The organism is Pseudomonas kielensis, assembly GCF_030505375.1.
In the GTDB taxonomy this organism is placed as follows: Bacteria; Pseudomonadota; Gammaproteobacteria; order Pseudomonadales; family Pseudomonadaceae; genus Aquipseudomonas; species Aquipseudomonas kielensis.
In genome coordinates this window covers 522,256-537,933 of sequence record NZ_CP130043.1, presented here as the reverse complement: position 1 = coordinate 537,933, position 15,678 = coordinate 522,256, and the positions used below count along the sequence as shown (strand labels likewise).

General features: G+C 62.5%; 20 protein-coding genes. 16 read left to right on the top strand and 4 right to left on the bottom strand.

The window, feature by feature from the left end; translation table 11 throughout:
* Positions 1-9 precede the first annotated feature (9 nt).
* The 5 genes from motD (at position 10) to Q1W70_RS02775 (ending at position 3,522) form a co-directional block, all read left to right on the top strand.
* Entirely contained in the window at positions 10-903 is an 894-nt protein-coding gene (gene motD / locus Q1W70_RS02795) for a flagellar motor protein MotD (protein ID WP_166592942.1), read from the top strand.
* A 43-nt stretch (positions 904-946) separates the two neighbouring features.
* Positions 947-1,735, top strand: coding sequence for a ParA family protein (locus tag Q1W70_RS02790; protein WP_185818469.1), 789 nt, complete (start codon positions 947-949; stop codon positions 1,733-1,735).
* Position 1,736: 1 nt separating this feature from the next.
* Positions 1,737-2,567, top strand: a complete 831-nt coding sequence (locus Q1W70_RS02785) for a CheW domain-containing protein (RefSeq protein ID WP_166592944.1) — start codon at positions 1,737-1,739, stop codon at positions 2,565-2,567.
* A gap of 76 nt (positions 2,568-2,643) precedes the next feature.
* Complete coding sequence (locus tag Q1W70_RS02780; protein ID WP_166592945.1) at positions 2,644-3,129, top strand: chemotaxis protein CheW; 486 nt, start codon at positions 2,644-2,646, stop codon at positions 3,127-3,129.
* Complete coding sequence (locus Q1W70_RS02775) at positions 3,130-3,522, top strand: DUF2802 domain-containing protein (RefSeq protein ID WP_166592946.1); 393 nt, start codon at positions 3,130-3,132, stop codon at positions 3,520-3,522. It abuts the gene before it with no gap.
* A 194-nt stretch (positions 3,523-3,716) separates the two neighbouring features.
* On the opposite strand, the gene Q1W70_RS02770 is transcribed toward Q1W70_RS02775, so the two are convergent.
* Both Q1W70_RS02770 and fliK read right to left on the bottom strand, forming a co-directional pair.
* On the bottom strand, positions 3,717-4,046 hold the full coding sequence (locus Q1W70_RS02770) for an EscU/YscU/HrcU family type III secretion system export apparatus switch protein (RefSeq protein WP_185818468.1): 330 nt from the start codon (positions 4,044-4,046) through the stop codon (positions 3,717-3,719).
* A complete protein-coding gene (gene fliK, locus Q1W70_RS02765) occupies positions 4,043-5,608 on the bottom strand; it encodes a flagellar hook-length control protein FliK (RefSeq protein WP_302098613.1) in 1,566 nt (521 codons plus the stop codon). Before fliK ends, Q1W70_RS02770 begins: the two co-directional genes overlap by 4 nt.
* 247 nt (positions 5,609-5,855) lie before the next feature.
* Here fliK and ccmA point away from each other — a divergent pair, with 247 nt between their 5' ends.
* From ccmA to Q1W70_RS02710, 11 genes are all read left to right on the top strand, one after another.
* Positions 5,856-6,437 carry a cytochrome c biogenesis heme-transporting ATPase CcmA gene (gene ccmA, locus Q1W70_RS02760; RefSeq protein ID WP_232534587.1) on the top strand — a complete coding sequence of 194 codons (582 nt, stop codon included), beginning with the start codon at positions 5,856-5,858 and terminating at the stop codon, positions 6,435-6,437.
* Positions 6,434-7,102: a heme exporter protein CcmB gene (ccmB, locus tag Q1W70_RS02755; protein ID WP_166590888.1), complete on the top strand. Its 669-nt coding sequence runs from the start codon at positions 6,434-6,436 to the stop codon at positions 7,100-7,102. The genes ccmA and ccmB overlap by 4 nt, the downstream gene beginning before the upstream one ends.
* A gap of 77 nt (positions 7,103-7,179) precedes the next feature.
* Complete coding sequence (locus tag Q1W70_RS02750) at positions 7,180-7,935, top strand: heme ABC transporter permease (RefSeq protein ID WP_166590887.1); 756 nt, start codon at positions 7,180-7,182, stop codon at positions 7,933-7,935.
* Complete coding sequence (gene ccmD / locus Q1W70_RS02745; RefSeq protein WP_166590886.1) at positions 7,932-8,108, top strand: heme exporter protein CcmD; 177 nt, start codon at positions 7,932-7,934, stop codon at positions 8,106-8,108. The genes Q1W70_RS02750 and ccmD overlap by 4 nt, the downstream gene beginning before the upstream one ends.
* Positions 8,105-8,560 carry a cytochrome c maturation protein CcmE gene (gene ccmE, locus Q1W70_RS02740; RefSeq protein WP_159994420.1) on the top strand — a complete coding sequence of 152 codons (456 nt, stop codon included), beginning with the start codon at positions 8,105-8,107 and terminating at the stop codon, positions 8,558-8,560. The genes ccmD and ccmE overlap by 4 nt, the downstream gene beginning before the upstream one ends.
* A gap of 3 nt (positions 8,561-8,563) precedes the next feature.
* Positions 8,564-10,552: a heme lyase CcmF/NrfE family subunit gene (locus Q1W70_RS02735; protein WP_166590885.1), complete on the top strand. Its 1,989-nt coding sequence runs from the start codon at positions 8,564-8,566 to the stop codon at positions 10,550-10,552.
* Positions 10,549-11,085, top strand: coding sequence for a DsbE family thiol:disulfide interchange protein (locus Q1W70_RS02730; RefSeq protein ID WP_185818466.1), 537 nt, complete (start codon positions 10,549-10,551; stop codon positions 11,083-11,085). Before Q1W70_RS02735 ends, Q1W70_RS02730 begins: the two co-directional genes overlap by 4 nt.
* The gene (locus Q1W70_RS02725; protein WP_182343905.1) at positions 11,082-11,555 is read left to right on the top strand and encodes a cytochrome c-type biogenesis protein; all 474 of its coding nucleotides are present in this window, start codon (positions 11,082-11,084) and stop codon (positions 11,553-11,555) included. Before Q1W70_RS02730 ends, Q1W70_RS02725 begins: the two co-directional genes overlap by 4 nt.
* A complete protein-coding gene (gene ccmI / locus Q1W70_RS02720) occupies positions 11,548-12,756 on the top strand; it encodes a c-type cytochrome biogenesis protein CcmI (protein ID WP_182343907.1) in 1,209 nt (402 codons plus the stop codon). The genes Q1W70_RS02725 and ccmI overlap by 8 nt, the downstream gene beginning before the upstream one ends.
* 15 nt (positions 12,757-12,771) lie before the next feature.
* Entirely contained in the window at positions 12,772-13,182 is a 411-nt protein-coding gene (locus tag Q1W70_RS02715; RefSeq protein ID WP_166590882.1) for a hypothetical protein, read from the top strand.
* A gap of 111 nt (positions 13,183-13,293) precedes the next feature.
* On the top strand, positions 13,294-13,692 hold the full coding sequence (locus Q1W70_RS02710; RefSeq protein WP_302098612.1) for a RidA family protein: 399 nt from the start codon (positions 13,294-13,296) through the stop codon (positions 13,690-13,692).
* A gap of 57 nt (positions 13,693-13,749) precedes the next feature.
* Here Q1W70_RS02710 and Q1W70_RS02705 read toward each other — a convergent pair whose 3' ends face one another.
* On the bottom strand, positions 13,750-14,748 hold the full coding sequence (locus tag Q1W70_RS02705) for a sulfate ABC transporter substrate-binding protein (protein WP_166590880.1): 999 nt from the start codon (positions 14,746-14,748) through the stop codon (positions 13,750-13,752).
* A gap of 92 nt (positions 14,749-14,840) precedes the next feature.
* Positions 14,841-15,665 carry an ion transporter gene (locus Q1W70_RS02700; protein WP_182343911.1) on the bottom strand — a complete coding sequence of 275 codons (825 nt, stop codon included), beginning with the start codon at positions 15,663-15,665 and terminating at the stop codon, positions 14,841-14,843.
* Positions 15,666-15,678: the final 13 nt, after the last annotated feature.

The following is a 15,678-nucleotide window of genomic DNA, read 5'->3' as shown; positions in this document are numbered from 1 at the left end:
GCATGGAGCATGGCACGTCGGCGCTACACTGAAGAACCCGTCAACCATGAACGCTGGCTGGTGTCCTACGCCGACTTCATTACCTTGCTGTTCGCCTTTTTTGTGGTGATGTATTCCATTTCCTCGATCAACGAAGGCAAGTACAAGGTGATCTCCGAGGCGCTGATCGGCGTGTTCACCGACGCCGATCGGGCCCTCAAGCCGATCCCCATCGGCGACGAACGACCGCAGACCGTGACCCCGGCCAAGCCCCTGGTCAAGGACAGCGAGCAGCTCGACGCTGGCATTGCCCAGGCCGCTGACGACCCGCTCAAGCGCATCGCCGATGACATCAGCGCGGCCTTCGGCGACCTGCTCAGTGCCAACCAGATGACGATCCGCGGTAACGAGTTGTGGGTCGAGATCGAGCTCAACTCCAGCCTGTTGTTCGGCAGCGGCGATGCCATGCCCAGCGATATCGCGTTCAACATCATCGATAAGGTCGGGGCCATCCTCAAGCCGTTCGATAACCCGATTCACGTCGAAGGTTTCACCGACGACTTGCCGATCCGCACCGCGCAATACCCGACCAACTGGGAGCTGTCCTCGGCCCGCTCGGCGAGTATCGTGCGCATGCTCGCCATGCAGGGCGTCAACCCCCAGCGCCTGGCGTCGGTGGGGTATGGCGAGTTCCAGCCGGTGGCCAACAATGCCACCGCCGAAGGCCGCGCACGCAACCGGCGGGTGGTGCTGGTGATCTCGCGCAACCTCGATGTGCGACGCAGCTTGACCGGTACCGGTACCGCTCATGCACAACCGGATGCGGCATTGAAGCGGGCTGGCACACAAACTGCACCAACCCAGGTCAAGTCGCCGGGAGCGCCGAGCGCCGTCAATTCTCCGTCACCCGGCTTGCCACGTTGAGCTATTTCTCGGTTGCCCCATACGACCGGGAGGAACGAACTGAATGAGAGTCTGGGCAGTTGCCAATCAAAAGGGTGGTGTTGGTAAAACCACTTCCTCCATCGCTTTAGCCGGTTTGCTGGCAGAGGCGGGCAAGCGCGTGGTCGTGGTCGATCTCGACCCCCACGGCTCCATGACCAGTTACTTCGGTTACGACCCGGACAGCCTGGAACACAGCTGTTACGACCTGTTCCTGCATGGTGGCAGCGTGCCGCAAGGCCTGCCCGGGCAGTTGTTGTTGCCCACCAGCGACGAACGTATTTCCCTGTTGCCGTCGAGCACCGCGCTGGCCACCCTGGAGCGCCAGTCGCCGGGCAAGAGCGGCCTGGGCCTGGTGATTGCCAAGAGCCTGGCGCAGTTGTGGCAGGATTTCGATTACGCCCTGATCGACAGCCCGCCGTTGCTCGGTGTGTTGATGGTCAATGCCTTGGCGGCCAGCCAGCAACTGGTGATCCCGGTGCAGACCGAGCACCTGGCGGTCAAGGGCCTGGAGCGCATGGTCAACACCCTGGCGATGATCAATCGCTCGCGCAAGCAGGCGCTGCCGTTCAGCATCGTGCCGACCCTGTTCGATCGCCGTACCCAGGCCTCCCTGAGCACTCTGCGGGTGCTGCGCGATATGTACCCGGAAGACATCTGGCAGGGCTATATCCCGGTCGACACCCGGCTGCGCGATGCCAGCCGTGCCGGCCTCACGCCTTCACAGTTCGACGGCAAGAGCCGTGGCGTGCTGGCCTATCGCTCGTTGCTCAAGCACCTGCTGGCGCAGCAACTTGTCGCGCAGGTGGCTTGAGATGAATCGGCCGCTGAAAACCACCTCGCGCCCGCAACTGGCGCTGCAATCCTACCTCGACGCCTTGCTGCAGGACGCCACCGAAGAGCTGCCTGTGGAAGTGGCCGAAGTCATCGACGTGCTTGAGGTGATCGAGGCTCAAGGCGCGTTGGACGAGTTCCAGGCGGCGGTGCTGCAAGAGCAGGCACGGGATGCCCAGCCATCGGTGGTCGAGGCACCGCGGGTGACCCTGGTTGCCGAACCGTGCGCCCCGATGCTGCCGTTGCTGCACACGCTGGTCGAGCCGGTGGCCGACGTGCACCTGCCGCCGAGCGCCACGCCACCACCGGTGGACAGCGATGGCCGGCCGAGCTGGGCCGCCGAACCATTCGAATGCCTGCTGTTCGACGTCGCAGGTTTGACCCTGGCGGTTCCGCTGGTGTGCCTGGGTTCGATCTATCCCCTGGCCGGGCATGAGCTGACGCCCCTGTTCGGCCAGCCGGAGTGGTTCCTGGGGATCCTGCCGAGCCAGGCCGGCAACCTCAAGGTGCTCGACACCGCGCGCTGGGTGATGCCCGATCGCTACCGCGACGACTTTCGCCAGGGCTTGCAATACGTGATCTCGGTGCAGGGCTACGAGTGGGGGCTGGCGGTGCATCAAGTCAGCCGCTCGTTGCGCCTGAACCCCAACGAAATCAAATGGCGCAGTCATCGCGGGCAACGGCCATGGCTGGCGGGCACCGTGATCGAACACATGTGCGCCTTGCTCGATGTCGCGCAACTGGCCGAGTTGATCGCCAGTGGCGGGGCCAAACACATGGGCGCGCGCAAGCCGCTGCACTCACTGACATAACAAGCCGCTGGCCGTCCATCGTGGCGGCCAGGCAGAACACACACCGCCATCGGCGGTTTTTTTAAGGGGTCAGGGTATGAATGATAAGGCGTCGTCTGCAAAGGGTTCCGAAGATCCGATCCTGCAATGGGTAACCTTCAAGCTGGACAATGAGACCTACGGCATCAACGTGATGCGTGTCCAGGAAGTCCTGCGCTACACCGAGATCGCGCCGGTGCCGGGTGCGCCCAGCTACGTGCTGGGCATCATCAACCTGCGCGGCAACGTGGTGACTGTGATCGACACCCGCCAGCGTTTTGGCCTGATGAACACCGAGATCAGCGACAACACCCGGATCGTGATCATCGAGGCCGACAAGCAAGTGGTCGGGATCATGGTCGACAGCGTGGCGGAAGTGGTTTACCTGCGTCAGTCGGAAATCGAGACCGCACCCAACGTCGGCAACGACGAGTCGGCCAAGTTCATCCAGGGCGTGTGCAACAAGAACAACGAACTGCTGATCCTGGTCGAGCTGGACAAGATGATGAGCGAGGAAGAGTGGTCGGACCTGGAGAGTATCTGATTGATTCTCGAAGTGGCTGTTATTGTCCTGGGGTTGCTGTGGATCGGTACCCTGGCGATTTTCCTCGCCTATACCCGCAAGCAGCGGGCTCTGAGCGCGGCTGCGGCCCAGGCCGATGCGCTGCGTGACCAGCGGCTCAAGGAGCTGGCTCGGCGCGTCGATCATTACCAGGACGGTACGGTGCGCATGGGTGAAGAACTGCAAGAATTGCGGGTGCTGGTCGAGCCGTTGCCGGACAAACTGACCCGGATCGAACAGCGCGACCCCACCAGCCTGTCATTCGCCCAGGCCGCGCGCCTGGTGGGCATGGGCGCCAGCGTCGACGAACTGACCCACTCCTGCGGCTTGACCCAGGCCGAGGCCGAGTTGATGAGCAAGATGCACAAGGGCTGAGTGTCAGGCGCCATCGCTGTTGAACCTACCGGCCTCATCGCGGGCAAGCCCGCTCCCACAGTATTTTGCGGTGCTTGCAGATCTTGCATGCGGCCATCGAACTTGTGGGAGCGGGCTTGCCCGCGATGGCGGTGTGTCAGGCGCCACATTTGTCGGCTGTACCAGCGCCCATTCAATCTGTGGGCGCTGACACTTCAGTAGTCATCCCCGCGATGGCTGATGTCTTTCTCAAGCTGCGTCGAGTCCAGATCATGTCCTTGAGGAAACTTGCCCTTCAGATTCCAGGCAAACGCAATGATCTCGGCAATGGTGCGATACAGCTCTTCGGGGATGCTGTCGCCCAGTTCCATCCGCGCCAGTAATCGCACCAGTTCAGCGTTCTCGTAGATCGGAACTTCATGCTCGCGAGCGATTTTCAGGATGGCTTCGGCCAGGGCGTCGTCGCCTTTGCCGGTGAGCGTGGGGGCGTGCTGGCCGTCGTACTTGAGGGCAATGGCCTGGCGGGGAGGGGTGTTGTGGTTCATGCGGTGTCGTCCACCCAGCGTTGTTCGAGTCGGGTTTGCGGGCCTTGGGGGGGGATGCCGAGGTGGCAGTCGAGGTCGCCGACGTTCAGGCCGCAGGCATACAGTTGCGCACGCAGGTGGTCCAGGTGCTGTTCAATCAGGCTGGCGGTGTAGGGGTGTTCGGCCCAGAGTTGGCTGGACAGGCTGCCGCGCACCAGTTGCGCCTGCACCTGCAATGGGCCCAGGGGGGCGAGGTCAAACGCCAGGTCAATGCGCCATATGTGCTGGCGGGCTTCGCGTTCGGCGGGTTTTTCCTTGGGATCCCTGGGCGGTGGGTCTTCGCGCTGCACCTTGACTTGCAGCGGCACGATGTCTTGCAGGTTGCGCATGGGGATTTCCAGTTGCCAGGTGGTTTGCAGGCGGCCGTCCTCGGTCATGCCGGTCTGCTCCAGGCTCGACAATTGGTGGCTTTGCAGGCGCGAGATCGCGGCGGCGGCCAGGCGCAGCAGGTGTTCCAGGTCGCCTTCTTCGGTCAGGTTCTGCAGCAGCCGCGAGGGCAGGGGAAAGCCACCCGGGGCAGGTTTGGCGCTGACTTGGCCGAGGGTGCCGAGGGCGTTGCGCACGAAGCTGGGCAGGGCCTGGGCCAGGGTGTTGGCGGCCAAGGCGGCATTGAAGCTGGGGTTGGCCGGCAGGCCGGGGGCCAGTTGGGCGATCAGGCGCAACAGGTTGCCCTTGAGGTCGTCTGCCGGCGCCGGAGTCTGCCCGGCCAGGAGTCGGCTTTCGAGAAACAGCCCGCTGTTGGCCAGCGCTTGCGCCAGCCCCTTGGCGCTGCTCAGGTGCTGGACCTCGGGCAGGCTGGCAAGCAGTTTGTCGACGCTGGCGCGAACCTCAGAGGATTGCCCATCGGCCGGCAGGTTCTGCAAGGCCTTGAACAGCGCGTCCAGTGAACCTTGGCGACTCTGCTGGGTGTGCAACTGTTGGCTGATCGCCAGTTGTTCCTGGCGGTTGCTCAGGGGCACGAAGCTGAGGGTGTGTGCATCCTGGACCTGGGCACTGAGCAGGGTGCCGATGCGCAGTGGCTGCGGGCTGTCGATGTTCAGGGTGCTGCCGCTGAGCGCGCTGTTGAGCAGGCTGACCATCGAGCGGTACACCGCCGGTTGCCCCGGTGTCTGTGGCTGTAACTGGGTGGTCAGCACCTTGCCCTGCAACAGCGTGCCCACCGGCAGTTGTGTGGTGTCAATGCGCGACAGGGCGGCGGCGTTGCCCGCCAGGCTGGATTGCGGGCTGATCGCCAGGCTGCCGGCCGAGGGCTGGGTGATGGCCAGGCTGGCACCCAGGGCCAAGGGCAGGCTGCTGGTGGCCGATACGGTGGTCTGGCGTCCGCCCGCCAGGGTGATCTTGAGCAGCAGCTGGAAAATCTGCTGGTCCTGCTTGAGTGACAGGACTTCGGCCTTGGCGCTCTGCCCGGCACCGATCAGGCCGTCCACCGGGGTCAGCAGCTTGAGCAACTCGCCGCTGGCCTGCGGGCGCGCCGTGGCAGGTGCCGCGGGGGGCAGGGGAGGAAGGTTGATCTCAGCGGTCATCGGTCACACCCTGTCGAAATTGCCCTCTTGAGAGTAGGACATGACATGTATAATGCCGCCCGTCTCCAAGGACGCGTGGCGAAACACCATAAATGTTGACCCAGCTCTCTGGAACAGGCCGTCAATGAATCTATGCTGCACCACTTTAACGGCCGATCCACTGCCGACTTGAACCGTAAAGGCCCGCGATCTCTTGACCATCCCTCTTCTAGAAGCCGTAGCGCTCGCCTGTGAGCGAGACTGGCGGATGCTCTTCGAAAACCTCGGATTGCGTCTGGATCGCGGTGACATGCTGCAGATCAGCGGCCCCAACGGCAGCGGCAAGACCAGTCTGCTGCGCCTGCTGGCCGGGCTGATGCAGCCGACCAGCGGCCAGGTGTTGCTCAATGGCGAGCCGCTGCACAGCCAGCGCACGGAGCTGGCCCACAACGTGTTGTGGATCGGCCATGCCGCCGGCATCAAGGACCTGCTGAGCGCCGAAGAGAACCTCAGTTGGCTCTGCGCCCTGCACCAGCCGGCCAGCCGCGAGGCCATCTGGCAGGCGCTGGCGGCCGTCGGGCTGCGCGGTTTTGAAGACGTGCCGTGCCATACCCTGTCCGCCGGCCAGCAACGCCGGGTCGCCCTGGCGCGGTTGTACCTCGACAGCCCGGCGCTGTGGATCCTCGACGAGCCGTTCACCGCGTTGGACAAACAAGGTGTGGCACAGCTGGAAGAGCACCTGGCCGCCCATTGTGAGCAGGGTGGCATGGTGATCCTGACCACCCACCACACCATGACCCGGATGCCGGCCGGTTACCGTGACATCGACCTGGGGCAGTGGGCCGTATGAGTGTTTTTGCGCTGTTGGTGGCCCGCGAGGCCCGTTTGTTGTGTCGCCGTCCGGCGGAGCTGGCCAACCCCTTGGTATTTTTCGCAATAGTTGTCGCATTGTTTCCATTGGCGGTGGGACCTGAGACTCAATTGTTGCAAACCTTGTCTCCAGGCCTGGTCTGGGTAGCGGCCCTTTTATCGGTTTTGCTCTCGCTGGACGGGCTTTTCCGCAGTGATTTCGAGGACGGATCCCTTGAGCAGTGGGTCCTTTCGTCGCACCCCCTGGCTCTTCTGGTTTTGGCCAAGGTACTGGCACACTGGGTGTTTTCCGGCCTGGCACTGGTATTGCTTGCGCCGTTGCTGGCATTGATGCTCGGTTTGCCTGCCGCCTGTCTGCCGGTTTTGCTCTTGTCGCTGTTGCTGGGTACACCGGTGCTGAGCCTGCTCGGTGCGGTCGGCGCGGCGCTGACGGTGGGTTTGAAGCGTGGTGGCTTGCTGCTGGCGCTGTTGATTCTGCCGTTGTATATCCCGGTGTTGATCCTGGGCAGTGGCGCCTTGCAGGCGGCACTTCAGGGCATGCCGGCGACCGGGTATCTGCTGTGGCTTGGGAGCCTGACCGCCCTGGCAGTTACCCTGACACCCTTTGCAATAGCTGCTGGCCTGAAGATCAGCGTCAGCGAATAATGAGGTCTGGTCAAAAAACGACCAGTAAAGACCCTGGCTTTTCGTGTTGACGAAAAGCAACCGTGATGGAAACAGCAATGAACTGGACCTGGTTTCACAAGCTCGGCTCGCCCAAGTGGTTTTACGGCATCAGCGGCAAAATGCTGCCCTGGCTGAGTATCGCCGCCGTGTTGCTGATCGGCATTGGAGTGGTCTGGGGCCTGGCGTTCGCACCGCCGGACTACCAGCAAGGCAACAGCTTCAGGATCATCTACATTCACGTGCCGGCGGCCATGCTGGCGCAGTCGGTGTATGTGATGCTGGCGGTCTGCGGCATTGTCGGGCTGGTCTGGAAGATGAAGCTGGCCGACGTCGCCCTGCAATGCGCGGCCCCCATTGGTGCCTGGATGACCGCCGTGGCGCTGGTCACCGGGGCGATCTGGGGCAAGCCGACCTGGGGTTCGTGGTGGGTCTGGGATGCGCGACTAACGTCGATGCTGATCCTGCTGTTCCTGTACTTCGGTCTCATTGCGCTGGGCAACGCCATCAGCAATCGTGACAGCGCCGCCAAGGCGTGCGCGGTGCTGGCGATTGTCGGGGTGATCAACATCCCGATCATCAAGTATTCGGTGGAGTGGTGGAACACCCTGCACCAGGGCGCGACCTTCACCCTCACCGAAAAACCGGCCATGCCGGTGGAGATGTGGCTGCCGTTGCTGCTGACGGTGCTGGGTTTCTACTGTTTCTTCGGTGCGGTGCTGTTGCTGCGCATGCGCCTTGAAGTGCTCAAGCGCGAAGCCCGGGCCAGTTGGGTCAAAGCCGAAGTGCAAAACAGCCTGGAGGTCAGTTCATGAGTTTTGCTTCTTTGAGCGACTTCCTCGCCATGGGCCATCACGGTCTATATGTCTGGTCGGCCTATGGCATCTGCCTGGCAGTACTGGCCCTCAACGTGGTCGCGCCGATCCTGGCCCGCAAGCGTTATCTGCAACAAGAGGCGCGTCGTCTGCGCCGGGAGAACAGCAAGTGAATCCGCTGCGTAAAAAACGTCTGCTCATCATTCTCGCGATCCTGGTGGGGGTTGGCGCTGCTGTCGGCCTGGCCTTGAGTGCCTTGCAGCAAAACATCAACCTGTTCTACACCCCGACCCAGATCGCCAATGGCGAAGCGCCGCAAGACACGCGCATCCGCGCCGGTGGCATGGTCGAGGCCGGTTCCCTGAAACGCTCCGGCGATTCGCTGGACGTGAGATTCGTCGTCACCGACTTCAATAAATCCGTGACCATCACCTACCGCGGCATCCTCCCGGACCTGTTCCGCGAAGGGCAGGGCATCGTCGCCCTGGGCAAGTTGAATGCCGAGGGCGTGGTGGTGGCTGACGAAGTGCTGGCCAAGCACGACGAGAAGTACATGCCGCCGGAAGTGACCAAGGCGCTCAAAGACAGTGGTCAATCCGCCCCGACACCCGTGAAGGAGGGTTGATCCATGACATCCGGCATCTTTATTCCCGAGTTGGGCCACCTGGCGATGATCCTCGCCCTGTGTTTTGCCGTCGTCCAGGCCATCGTGCCGTTGCTCGGCGCCTGGCGCGGTGACCGCATGTGGATGGGCCTGGCCCAGCCAGCCGCCTGGGGGCAGTTCGCCTTCCTGGCGTTCTCCTTCGGCTGCCTGACCTATGCCTTCATGGTCGACGATTTCTCCGTCGCCTATGTGGCCAACAACTCCAACACGGCCTTGCCGTGGTACTACAAGTTCAGCGCCGTGTGGGGCGCCCACGAAGGTTCGCTGCTGCTGTGGGCGATGATTCTTGGCGGCTGGACCTTCGCCGTGTCGGTGTTCTCGCGGCAATTGCCGCAGGTCATGCTGGCGCGGGTGCTGTCGGTGATGGGCATGATCAGCATCGGCTTCCTGCTGTTCCTGATCCTCACCTCGAACCCGTTCGAGCGCATCTTGCCGCAGATGCCTACCGATGGCGCCGACCTTAACCCGTTGCTGCAGGACATCGGCCTGATCGTCCACCCGCCGATGCTGTACATGGGCTACGTCGGCTTCTCGGTGGCGTTCGCCTTCGCCATCGCCGCCTTGATGGGCGGTCGCCTGGATGCTGCATGGGCCCGTTGGTCACGTCCGTGGACCATCGTCGCCTGGGCATTCCTGGGCATCGGTATCACCCTGGGTTCGTGGTGGGCCTACTACGAACTCGGCTGGGGCGGCTGGTGGTTCTGGGACCCGGTGGAAAACGCCTCGTTCATGCCTTGGTTGGTCGGCACGGCGCTGATTCACTCCCTGGCCGTGACCGAAAAACGTGGCGTGTTCAAAAGCTGGACCGTACTGCTGGCCATCGCGGCCTTCTCCCTGAGCCTGTTGGGGACCTTCCTCGTGCGTTCCGGGGTCCTGACGTCGGTCCACGCCTTTGCCTCGGACCCTGAGCGTGGCGTGTTCATCCTGATCTTCCTGCTGTTTGTGGTGGGTGGCTCTCTGACCCTGTTCGCTCTGCGCGCGCCGGTGGTCAAGAGTCATGTGGGCTTCAACCTGTGGTCGCGCGAAACCCTGCTGCTGGGCAACAACCTGGTGCTGGTGGTAGCGGCCTCGATGATCCTGCTCGGTACCCTGTATCCGCTGATCCTGGACGCCATGACCGGCGCCAAGCTGTCGGTCGGTCCGCCGTACTTCAACGCCTTGTTCATTCCGTTGATGGCGTTGTTGATGGTGGTGATGGCCGTCGGCGTATTGGTGCGCTGGAAGGACACCCCGGTGAAGTGGCTGGTGGGCATGCTCACTCCGGTCTTGCTGGGCAGCGCTGCGCTGGCAGTGGTGGCCGGTATCGCCTATGGCGACTTCAACTGGGCCGTGCTGGCAACCTTCATGCTCGCCGCCTGGGTGCTGTTGGCCGGGGTCCGCGACATCCTCGACAAGACCCGCCACAAAGGCCTGATCAAGGGCCTGCCGACCCTGACCCGCAGTTACTGGGGCATGCAGGTCGCGCACCTGGGGATCGCCATATGCGCCTTGGGCGTGGTCCTTTCCAGCCAGAACAGCGCCGAGCGCGACCTGCGCCTGGAGCCGGGCGAGTCGATGGAACTGGCCGGCTATCACTTTGTGTTCGAGGGGGCCAAGCATTACGAAGGGCCGAACTTCACCTCCGACAAGGGCACCGTGCGGGTGATCCGCAACGGCAAGGAAGTCAGCGTACTGCACCCGGAAAAACGCCTGTACACCGTGCAGAACTCGGTGATGACCGAGGCCGGGATCGACGCCGGTTTCACCCGTGACATCTACGTCGCCCTGGGCGAGCCATTGGGCGAAGGCGCCTGGGCCGTGCGGGTGCACGTCAAGCCATTCGTGCGCTGGATCTGGTTCGGTGGCCTGCTGACCGGCTTCGGCGGGTTGCTGGCGGCGATGGACCGGCGTTATCGGGTCAAGGTGAAGAGCCGGGTGCGTGAAGCGCTGGGCATGTCGGGAGCGACTGCATGAGACGTTGGTTGATGGTGTTGCCACTGGCGCTTTTTCTGGTGGTGGCGGTGTTTCTGTACCGCGGGTTGTACCTCAATCCGTCCGAGTTGCCGTCGGCGATGATCGGCAAGCCGTTCCCGGAGTTCAGCCTGGTCAACGTGCAGGGTGACAAGACCCTGACCCGCGCCGATCTGCTGGGCAAGCCGGCGCTGGTCAACGTCTGGGGCACCTGGTGCATTTCCTGCCGGGTCGAGCACCCGGTGTTGAACAAGCTGGCCGAGCAGGGCGTGGTGATCTACGGGGTGAACTACAAGGACGTCAATGCCGATGCCTTGAAGTGGCTGGCCGAGTTCCATAATCCGTACCTGCTGGACATCCGTGACGAGGAGGGCACCCTGGGCCTGAACCTGGGCGTCTACGGTGCGCCGGAAACCTTCTTTATCGACGCCAAGGGCATCATCCGCGACAAGTACGTGGGGGTGATCGACGAGGTGGTCTGGCGTGAACAACTGGCGGCCAAGTATCAGGCGCTGGTGGATGAGGCCAAGCCATGAAGCGCTGGTTTGCCGCTGTGGTCCTGGGCTTGAGTCTGGCCGGCGTGGCGCACGCCGCCATCGACACCTACGAGTTCGCCAAGGACGGGGATCGCGAGCGTTTTCGCGAACTGACCAAGGAACTGCGTTGCCCCAAGTGCCAGAATCAGGACATTGCCGACTCCAATGCGCCGATTGCCGCTGACCTGCGCAAAGAGATTTTCCGCATGCTCGGCGAGGGCAAGGACAATCAGCAGATCATCGACTTCATGGTCGACCGCTATGGCGACTTCGTCCGCTACAAGCCCGCCCTGACCAGCAAGACCGCGCTGTTGTGGTTTGGCCCGGCCGGGCTGTTGCTTGGTGGCGTGGTGGTGATTGCCCTGATCGTCCGTCGTCGTCGCGTTGAACGCGCGGCTGGCAAGGACACGCTTTCTGCCGAGGAGCGCGAGCGCCTCGACCAACTGCTGGACAAAAACACTGATGATTGATTTCTGGCTTGCCGCAGGTCTGCTGCTACTGGTTGCCCTGAGTTTTCTGTTGATCCCGGTTCTGCGTGGCCGTCGCGCCCAACGTGAAGAGGATCGTACCGCGCTGAACGTGGCGCTTTATCAAGAGCGGGTGGCCGAGTTGCAGGCGCAGCAGGTCGAAGGTGTGCTCGATGCCACACAAATGACCGCCGGGCGTGACGAAGCCGCCCGTGAACTGCTGGCCGACACCGAGGGTGCCGACGTTGGCCGGGTGTCCCGTCTGGGCAAGCCGCTGCCACTGCTGGCGGCGATCCTGGTGCCGGTGCTGGGCCTGGGCCTGTACCTGCATTTTGGTGCCAGCGACAAGGTTGAGCTGACCCGCGAGTTCGCCCAGGCGCCGCAGTCGATGGAAGAAATGACCCTGCGCCTGGAGCGTGCCGTGGCGGCACAACCGGACTCTGCCGAGGGCCTGTACTTCCTGGGTCGTACCTACATGGCCCAGGACCGTCCGGCCGACGCGGCGAAGATCTTCGAGCGGACCGTGGCCCTGGCGGGTCGCCAGCCCGAACTGCTGGGTCAATGGGCCCAGGCCCAGTACTTTGCCGACAACAAGAAATGGTCGGACAAGGTCCAGGCGCTGACCGACGAAGCACTCAAGGCCGATCCAAAGGAAGTCACCAGCCTGGGCCTGCTGGGTATCGCCGCCTTCGAAAGCGAGCGCTACCAGGACGCTATCGACTACTGGAACCGCCTGTTGGCCCAGCTGCCGACCGAGGACGCTTCCCGCGCTGCGCTGCAAGGCGGCATTCAGCGCGCCACGGAAAAACTCCAGGAAAGCGGCGCGACTGTCGCCAAGGCGCCAGCCGTCGTGAGCAAGCCGGTGGCCCTGCTCAAGGTGTCGGTTGACCTGTCGGCCGAGGTCAAGGCCAAGGTCCTGCCAGGCGACAGCGTGTTTATCTTCGCCCGTGCCGTTTCCGGCCCGCCGGCCCCCCTGGCAGCCAAGCGCTTGACCGTTGCCGACCTGCCGGTGACCGTGGAACTGGGTGACGCGGATGCAATGATGCCGCAGTTGAAACTGTCGAACTTCCCTGAAGTCCAACTGGTTGCACGGGTATCCCGTGCCGGTCAGCCGACTGCGGGCGAGTGGGTCGGGCGCAGCCAGCCAATGGCCAGCAGCACCACCGCGCCGCAATCGTTGACCATCGACAGCCCGGACCAATAATCAGGAAACGCCGCTATGACCGTACTCGCTCGAATTACCCTGCTCAGCCTGGTTCTAGGGTTAAGCGCCTGTACGGTCCAGCAGCCCACTCCGGACACCAGCCCGCTACCGCCGATCCCGCCGTCGGGCCCGACCACCAAGCCCAAGCCTTCGACGGCACCCGGCAAGCCGGTGACGCCGAGCAAACCGGCCAAACCCCTGCCGCGGACCTCCGCCAGCTTCGCCCCACCCCCAGGCGGCAACAGCCACTGGGACGCGAAACTGGGGGTCTACGTCCTCGACGACCAGAGCAACGTCTTCTACCGCCAGCGCACCTACTACCGCTGGAACAACGGCTGGAGCCGCAGCATCAGCCCGCAAGGGCCGTGGGAAGAGACCGATATCCACGGTGTGCCTTCGGGGTTGGGCAGGCAGTTCGGGCAGTAAAAACACCAGCGCCTTGGGCTTGATCGGTGAGTTTCCGAATGTTGCAGCCACTGGAACCCTGATGCCGGTTGATTTAGATTTCCCGGTCATTCCAGGGAGTCAGGAGTCTTCATGCACAAGTCGGTGTTAAATCCCTCCAGTGTTTTCAATTCGCTGCAGTACGGATTCAGCCAGGCGGTTGAGGTCAGTGGTGGGCGTCGTGTGCTGTTGTCCGGTCAGGTCGGTGTCGATGAGCATGAGCGCACGGTAGCGCCTGGCTTGCGCGAGCAGACCGACAAGGCGTTCGACAATATCGAGGCGATTCTGCGCGAGGCGGGCGGGGATCTCTCCCATGTGGTGGTGATGCGGATTTACATTGCCGAGGCCGCGCGCGATGAGCAAGAGCAGGTCACCCAGGTGTTGCTGGAGCGCTTCCCGGCCAATCCGCCAGCGTCTTCGTGGCTGATTGTCAGTGGGCTTTCCTTGCCGCAGTGGCTGATCGAAGTGGAAGTGGAAGCGATGTTGCCCTAGAACGGGCAGCGACAAAAAAGGCGACCCGCAGGTCGCCTTTGTTCGTTTCAGCGCCGCTTATTGGCCGCTGTAGATCTTGTCGAAAATCCCGCCGTCGTTGAAGTGGGTCTTCTGCACGGTGCGCCAGTCACCGAAGGTTTTTTCCACCGACAGGAAATCGACTTTCGGGAAACGGTCGGTGTACTTGGCCAGCACGGCCGGGTCACGTGGGCGCAGGTAGTTGGCAGCTGCGATTTCCTGACCTTCCGGGGACCACAGGTACTTCAGGTATTCCTCGGCCGCGGCACGGCTGCCTTTTCTGTCGACGACTTTGTCGACCACGCTGACCGGTGGCTCGGCTTCGGCGGAGACGCTTGGGTAGATCACTTCGAACTGGTCGCGACCGAATTCGCGGGCAATCATTTCCGCTTCGTTCTCGAAGGTCACCAGCACGTCGCCGATCTGGTTGGTCATGAAGGTGGTGGTGGCCGCACGGCCGCCGGTGTCGAGCACAGGGGCTTGTTTGAACAGTTTGCCAACGAAGTCCTTGGCCTTGTTCTCATCGCCGCCGTTCTTCAGCACGTAGCCCCAGGCAGACAGGTAGGTGTAGCGGCCGTTACCCGAGGTTTTCGGGTTGGGCACAATCACCTGTACGCCGTCCTTGAGCAGGTCGGGCCAGTCTTTCAGGGCCTTGGGGTTGCCCTTGCGGACGATGAACACGGTGGCCGAGGTGAACGGTGCGCTGTTGTTCGGCAGGCGGGTGACCCAGTTGTCCGGGATCAGTTTGCCGTTGTCGGCCAGGGCATTGATATCGGTGGCCATGTTCATGGTAATGACGTCAGCCGGCAGGCCGTCGATCACTGAGCGTGCCTGTTTGCTGGAACCGCCGAAAGACATCTGCAGGGTGATGGTTTCGTTGTGCTCGGCTTGCCAGTGTTTCTGGAAGGCAGTGTTGTAGTCCTTGTAGAAATCGCGCATCACGTCGTAGGAAACGTTAAGCAGGGTCGGTGCGGCTTGAGCCACGCTAGCGAGGGTCAGGCCTGCGGCCAGGAGTGAGGCGCCAAAGATCTTTTTCACTGCACATTCCTTTTGTTCGAGAGAGTGAAGGCATTTTGCCGTCGACTATAGCCGGGCCTCTATAGCTCTTTAAAGATTAAAAAGTACTTTGCTTATTCGATTTTCTTAAATAGCGCATTGCCGCAGCGTGAGCAGAATGCTGCGCCGTGCTCATGGCCGTTTTTCTTGCACACCGGGCAGTCGTGTTGCAGCTGCTCACCGCGCATGGCGTTGGCCAGTTCCGCGGTGAAGATGCCCGTCGGCACTGCGATGATCGAGTAACCGGTGATCATCACCAGCGATGAAACCACCTGGCCCAGGGGGGTCTTGGGCACGATGTCGCCGAAGCCCACGGTGGTCAGGGTGACGATCGCCCAGTAAATGCCCTTGGGAATGCTGGTGAAGCCGTTCTGCGGGCCTTCGATCACGTACATCAGGGTGCCGAACACAGTCACCAGGGTGCACACGCTGACCAGGAACACCACGATCTTCTGCTTGCTGCCGCGCAGCGCCGACATCAGGTAGTTGGCTTGCTTGAGGTAGGGGCTGAGCTTGAGCACGCGAAAGATGCGCAGCATACGGATGATGCGGATGATCAGCAGGTATTGGGCGTCGCTGTAGTACAGGGCGAGTATTCCCGGCACGATCGCCAGCAGGTCGACCAATCCATAGAAGCTGAAGGCATAGCGCAACGGCTTGGGCGAGCAGTACAGGCGCAACCCGTATTCGATGGCGAAGATGAAGGTGAAACCCCACTCGATGTAGGCCAGCACGTCGGCATAGTCGCGGTGAATGCTGTTGATGCTGTCGAGCATCACGATCACCAGGCTGGCGAGGATGATCAACAGCAGGATGCCATCGAAGCGCCGTCCGGCCTGGGTGTCGCTCTGGAATACGATGACGTGAAGTTCTTCACGCCAGTTTTTGCTGCTGTCCATGGAAAACGCCTGA

Bases quoted from the DNA above. Each gene is read 5' to 3' on its own strand.
- motD (WP_166592942.1), top strand. From the start codon at position 10: ATGGCACGTCGGCGCTACACTGAAGAACCCGTCAACCATGAACGCTGG.
- Q1W70_RS02790 (WP_185818469.1), top strand. From the start codon at position 947: ATGAGAGTCTGGGCAGTTGCCAATCAAAAGGGTGGTGTTGGTAAAACC.
- Q1W70_RS02785 (WP_166592944.1), top strand. From the start codon at position 1,737: ATGAATCGGCCGCTGAAAACCACCTCGCGCCCGCAACTGGCGCTGCAA.
- Q1W70_RS02780 (WP_166592945.1), top strand. From the start codon at position 2,644: ATGAATGATAAGGCGTCGTCTGCAAAGGGTTCCGAAGATCCGATCCTG.
- Q1W70_RS02770 (WP_185818468.1), bottom strand. From the start codon at position 4,046: ATGAACCACAACACCCCTCCCCGCCAGGCCATTGCCCTCAAGTACGAC.
- fliK (WP_302098613.1), bottom strand. From the start codon at position 5,608: ATGACCGCTGAGATCAACCTTCCTCCCCTGCCCCCCGCGGCACCTGCC.
- ccmA (WP_232534587.1), top strand. From the start codon at position 5,856: ATGCTCTTCGAAAACCTCGGATTGCGTCTGGATCGCGGTGACATGCTG.
- ccmB (WP_166590888.1), top strand. From the start codon at position 6,434: ATGAGTGTTTTTGCGCTGTTGGTGGCCCGCGAGGCCCGTTTGTTGTGT.
- Q1W70_RS02750 (WP_166590887.1), top strand. From the start codon at position 7,180: ATGAACTGGACCTGGTTTCACAAGCTCGGCTCGCCCAAGTGGTTTTAC.
- ccmD (WP_166590886.1), top strand. From the start codon at position 7,932: ATGAGTTTTGCTTCTTTGAGCGACTTCCTCGCCATGGGCCATCACGGT.
- Q1W70_RS02735 (WP_166590885.1), top strand. From the start codon at position 8,564: ATGACATCCGGCATCTTTATTCCCGAGTTGGGCCACCTGGCGATGATC.
- Q1W70_RS02730 (WP_185818466.1), top strand. From the start codon at position 10,549: ATGAGACGTTGGTTGATGGTGTTGCCACTGGCGCTTTTTCTGGTGGTG.
- Q1W70_RS02725 (WP_182343905.1), top strand. From the start codon at position 11,082: ATGAAGCGCTGGTTTGCCGCTGTGGTCCTGGGCTTGAGTCTGGCCGGC.
- ccmI (WP_182343907.1), top strand. From the start codon at position 11,548: ATGATTGATTTCTGGCTTGCCGCAGGTCTGCTGCTACTGGTTGCCCTG.
- Q1W70_RS02715 (WP_166590882.1), top strand. From the start codon at position 12,772: ATGACCGTACTCGCTCGAATTACCCTGCTCAGCCTGGTTCTAGGGTTA.
- Q1W70_RS02710 (WP_302098612.1), top strand. From the start codon at position 13,294: ATGCACAAGTCGGTGTTAAATCCCTCCAGTGTTTTCAATTCGCTGCAG.
- Q1W70_RS02700 (WP_182343911.1), bottom strand. From the start codon at position 15,665: ATGGACAGCAGCAAAAACTGGCGTGAAGAACTTCACGTCATCGTATTC.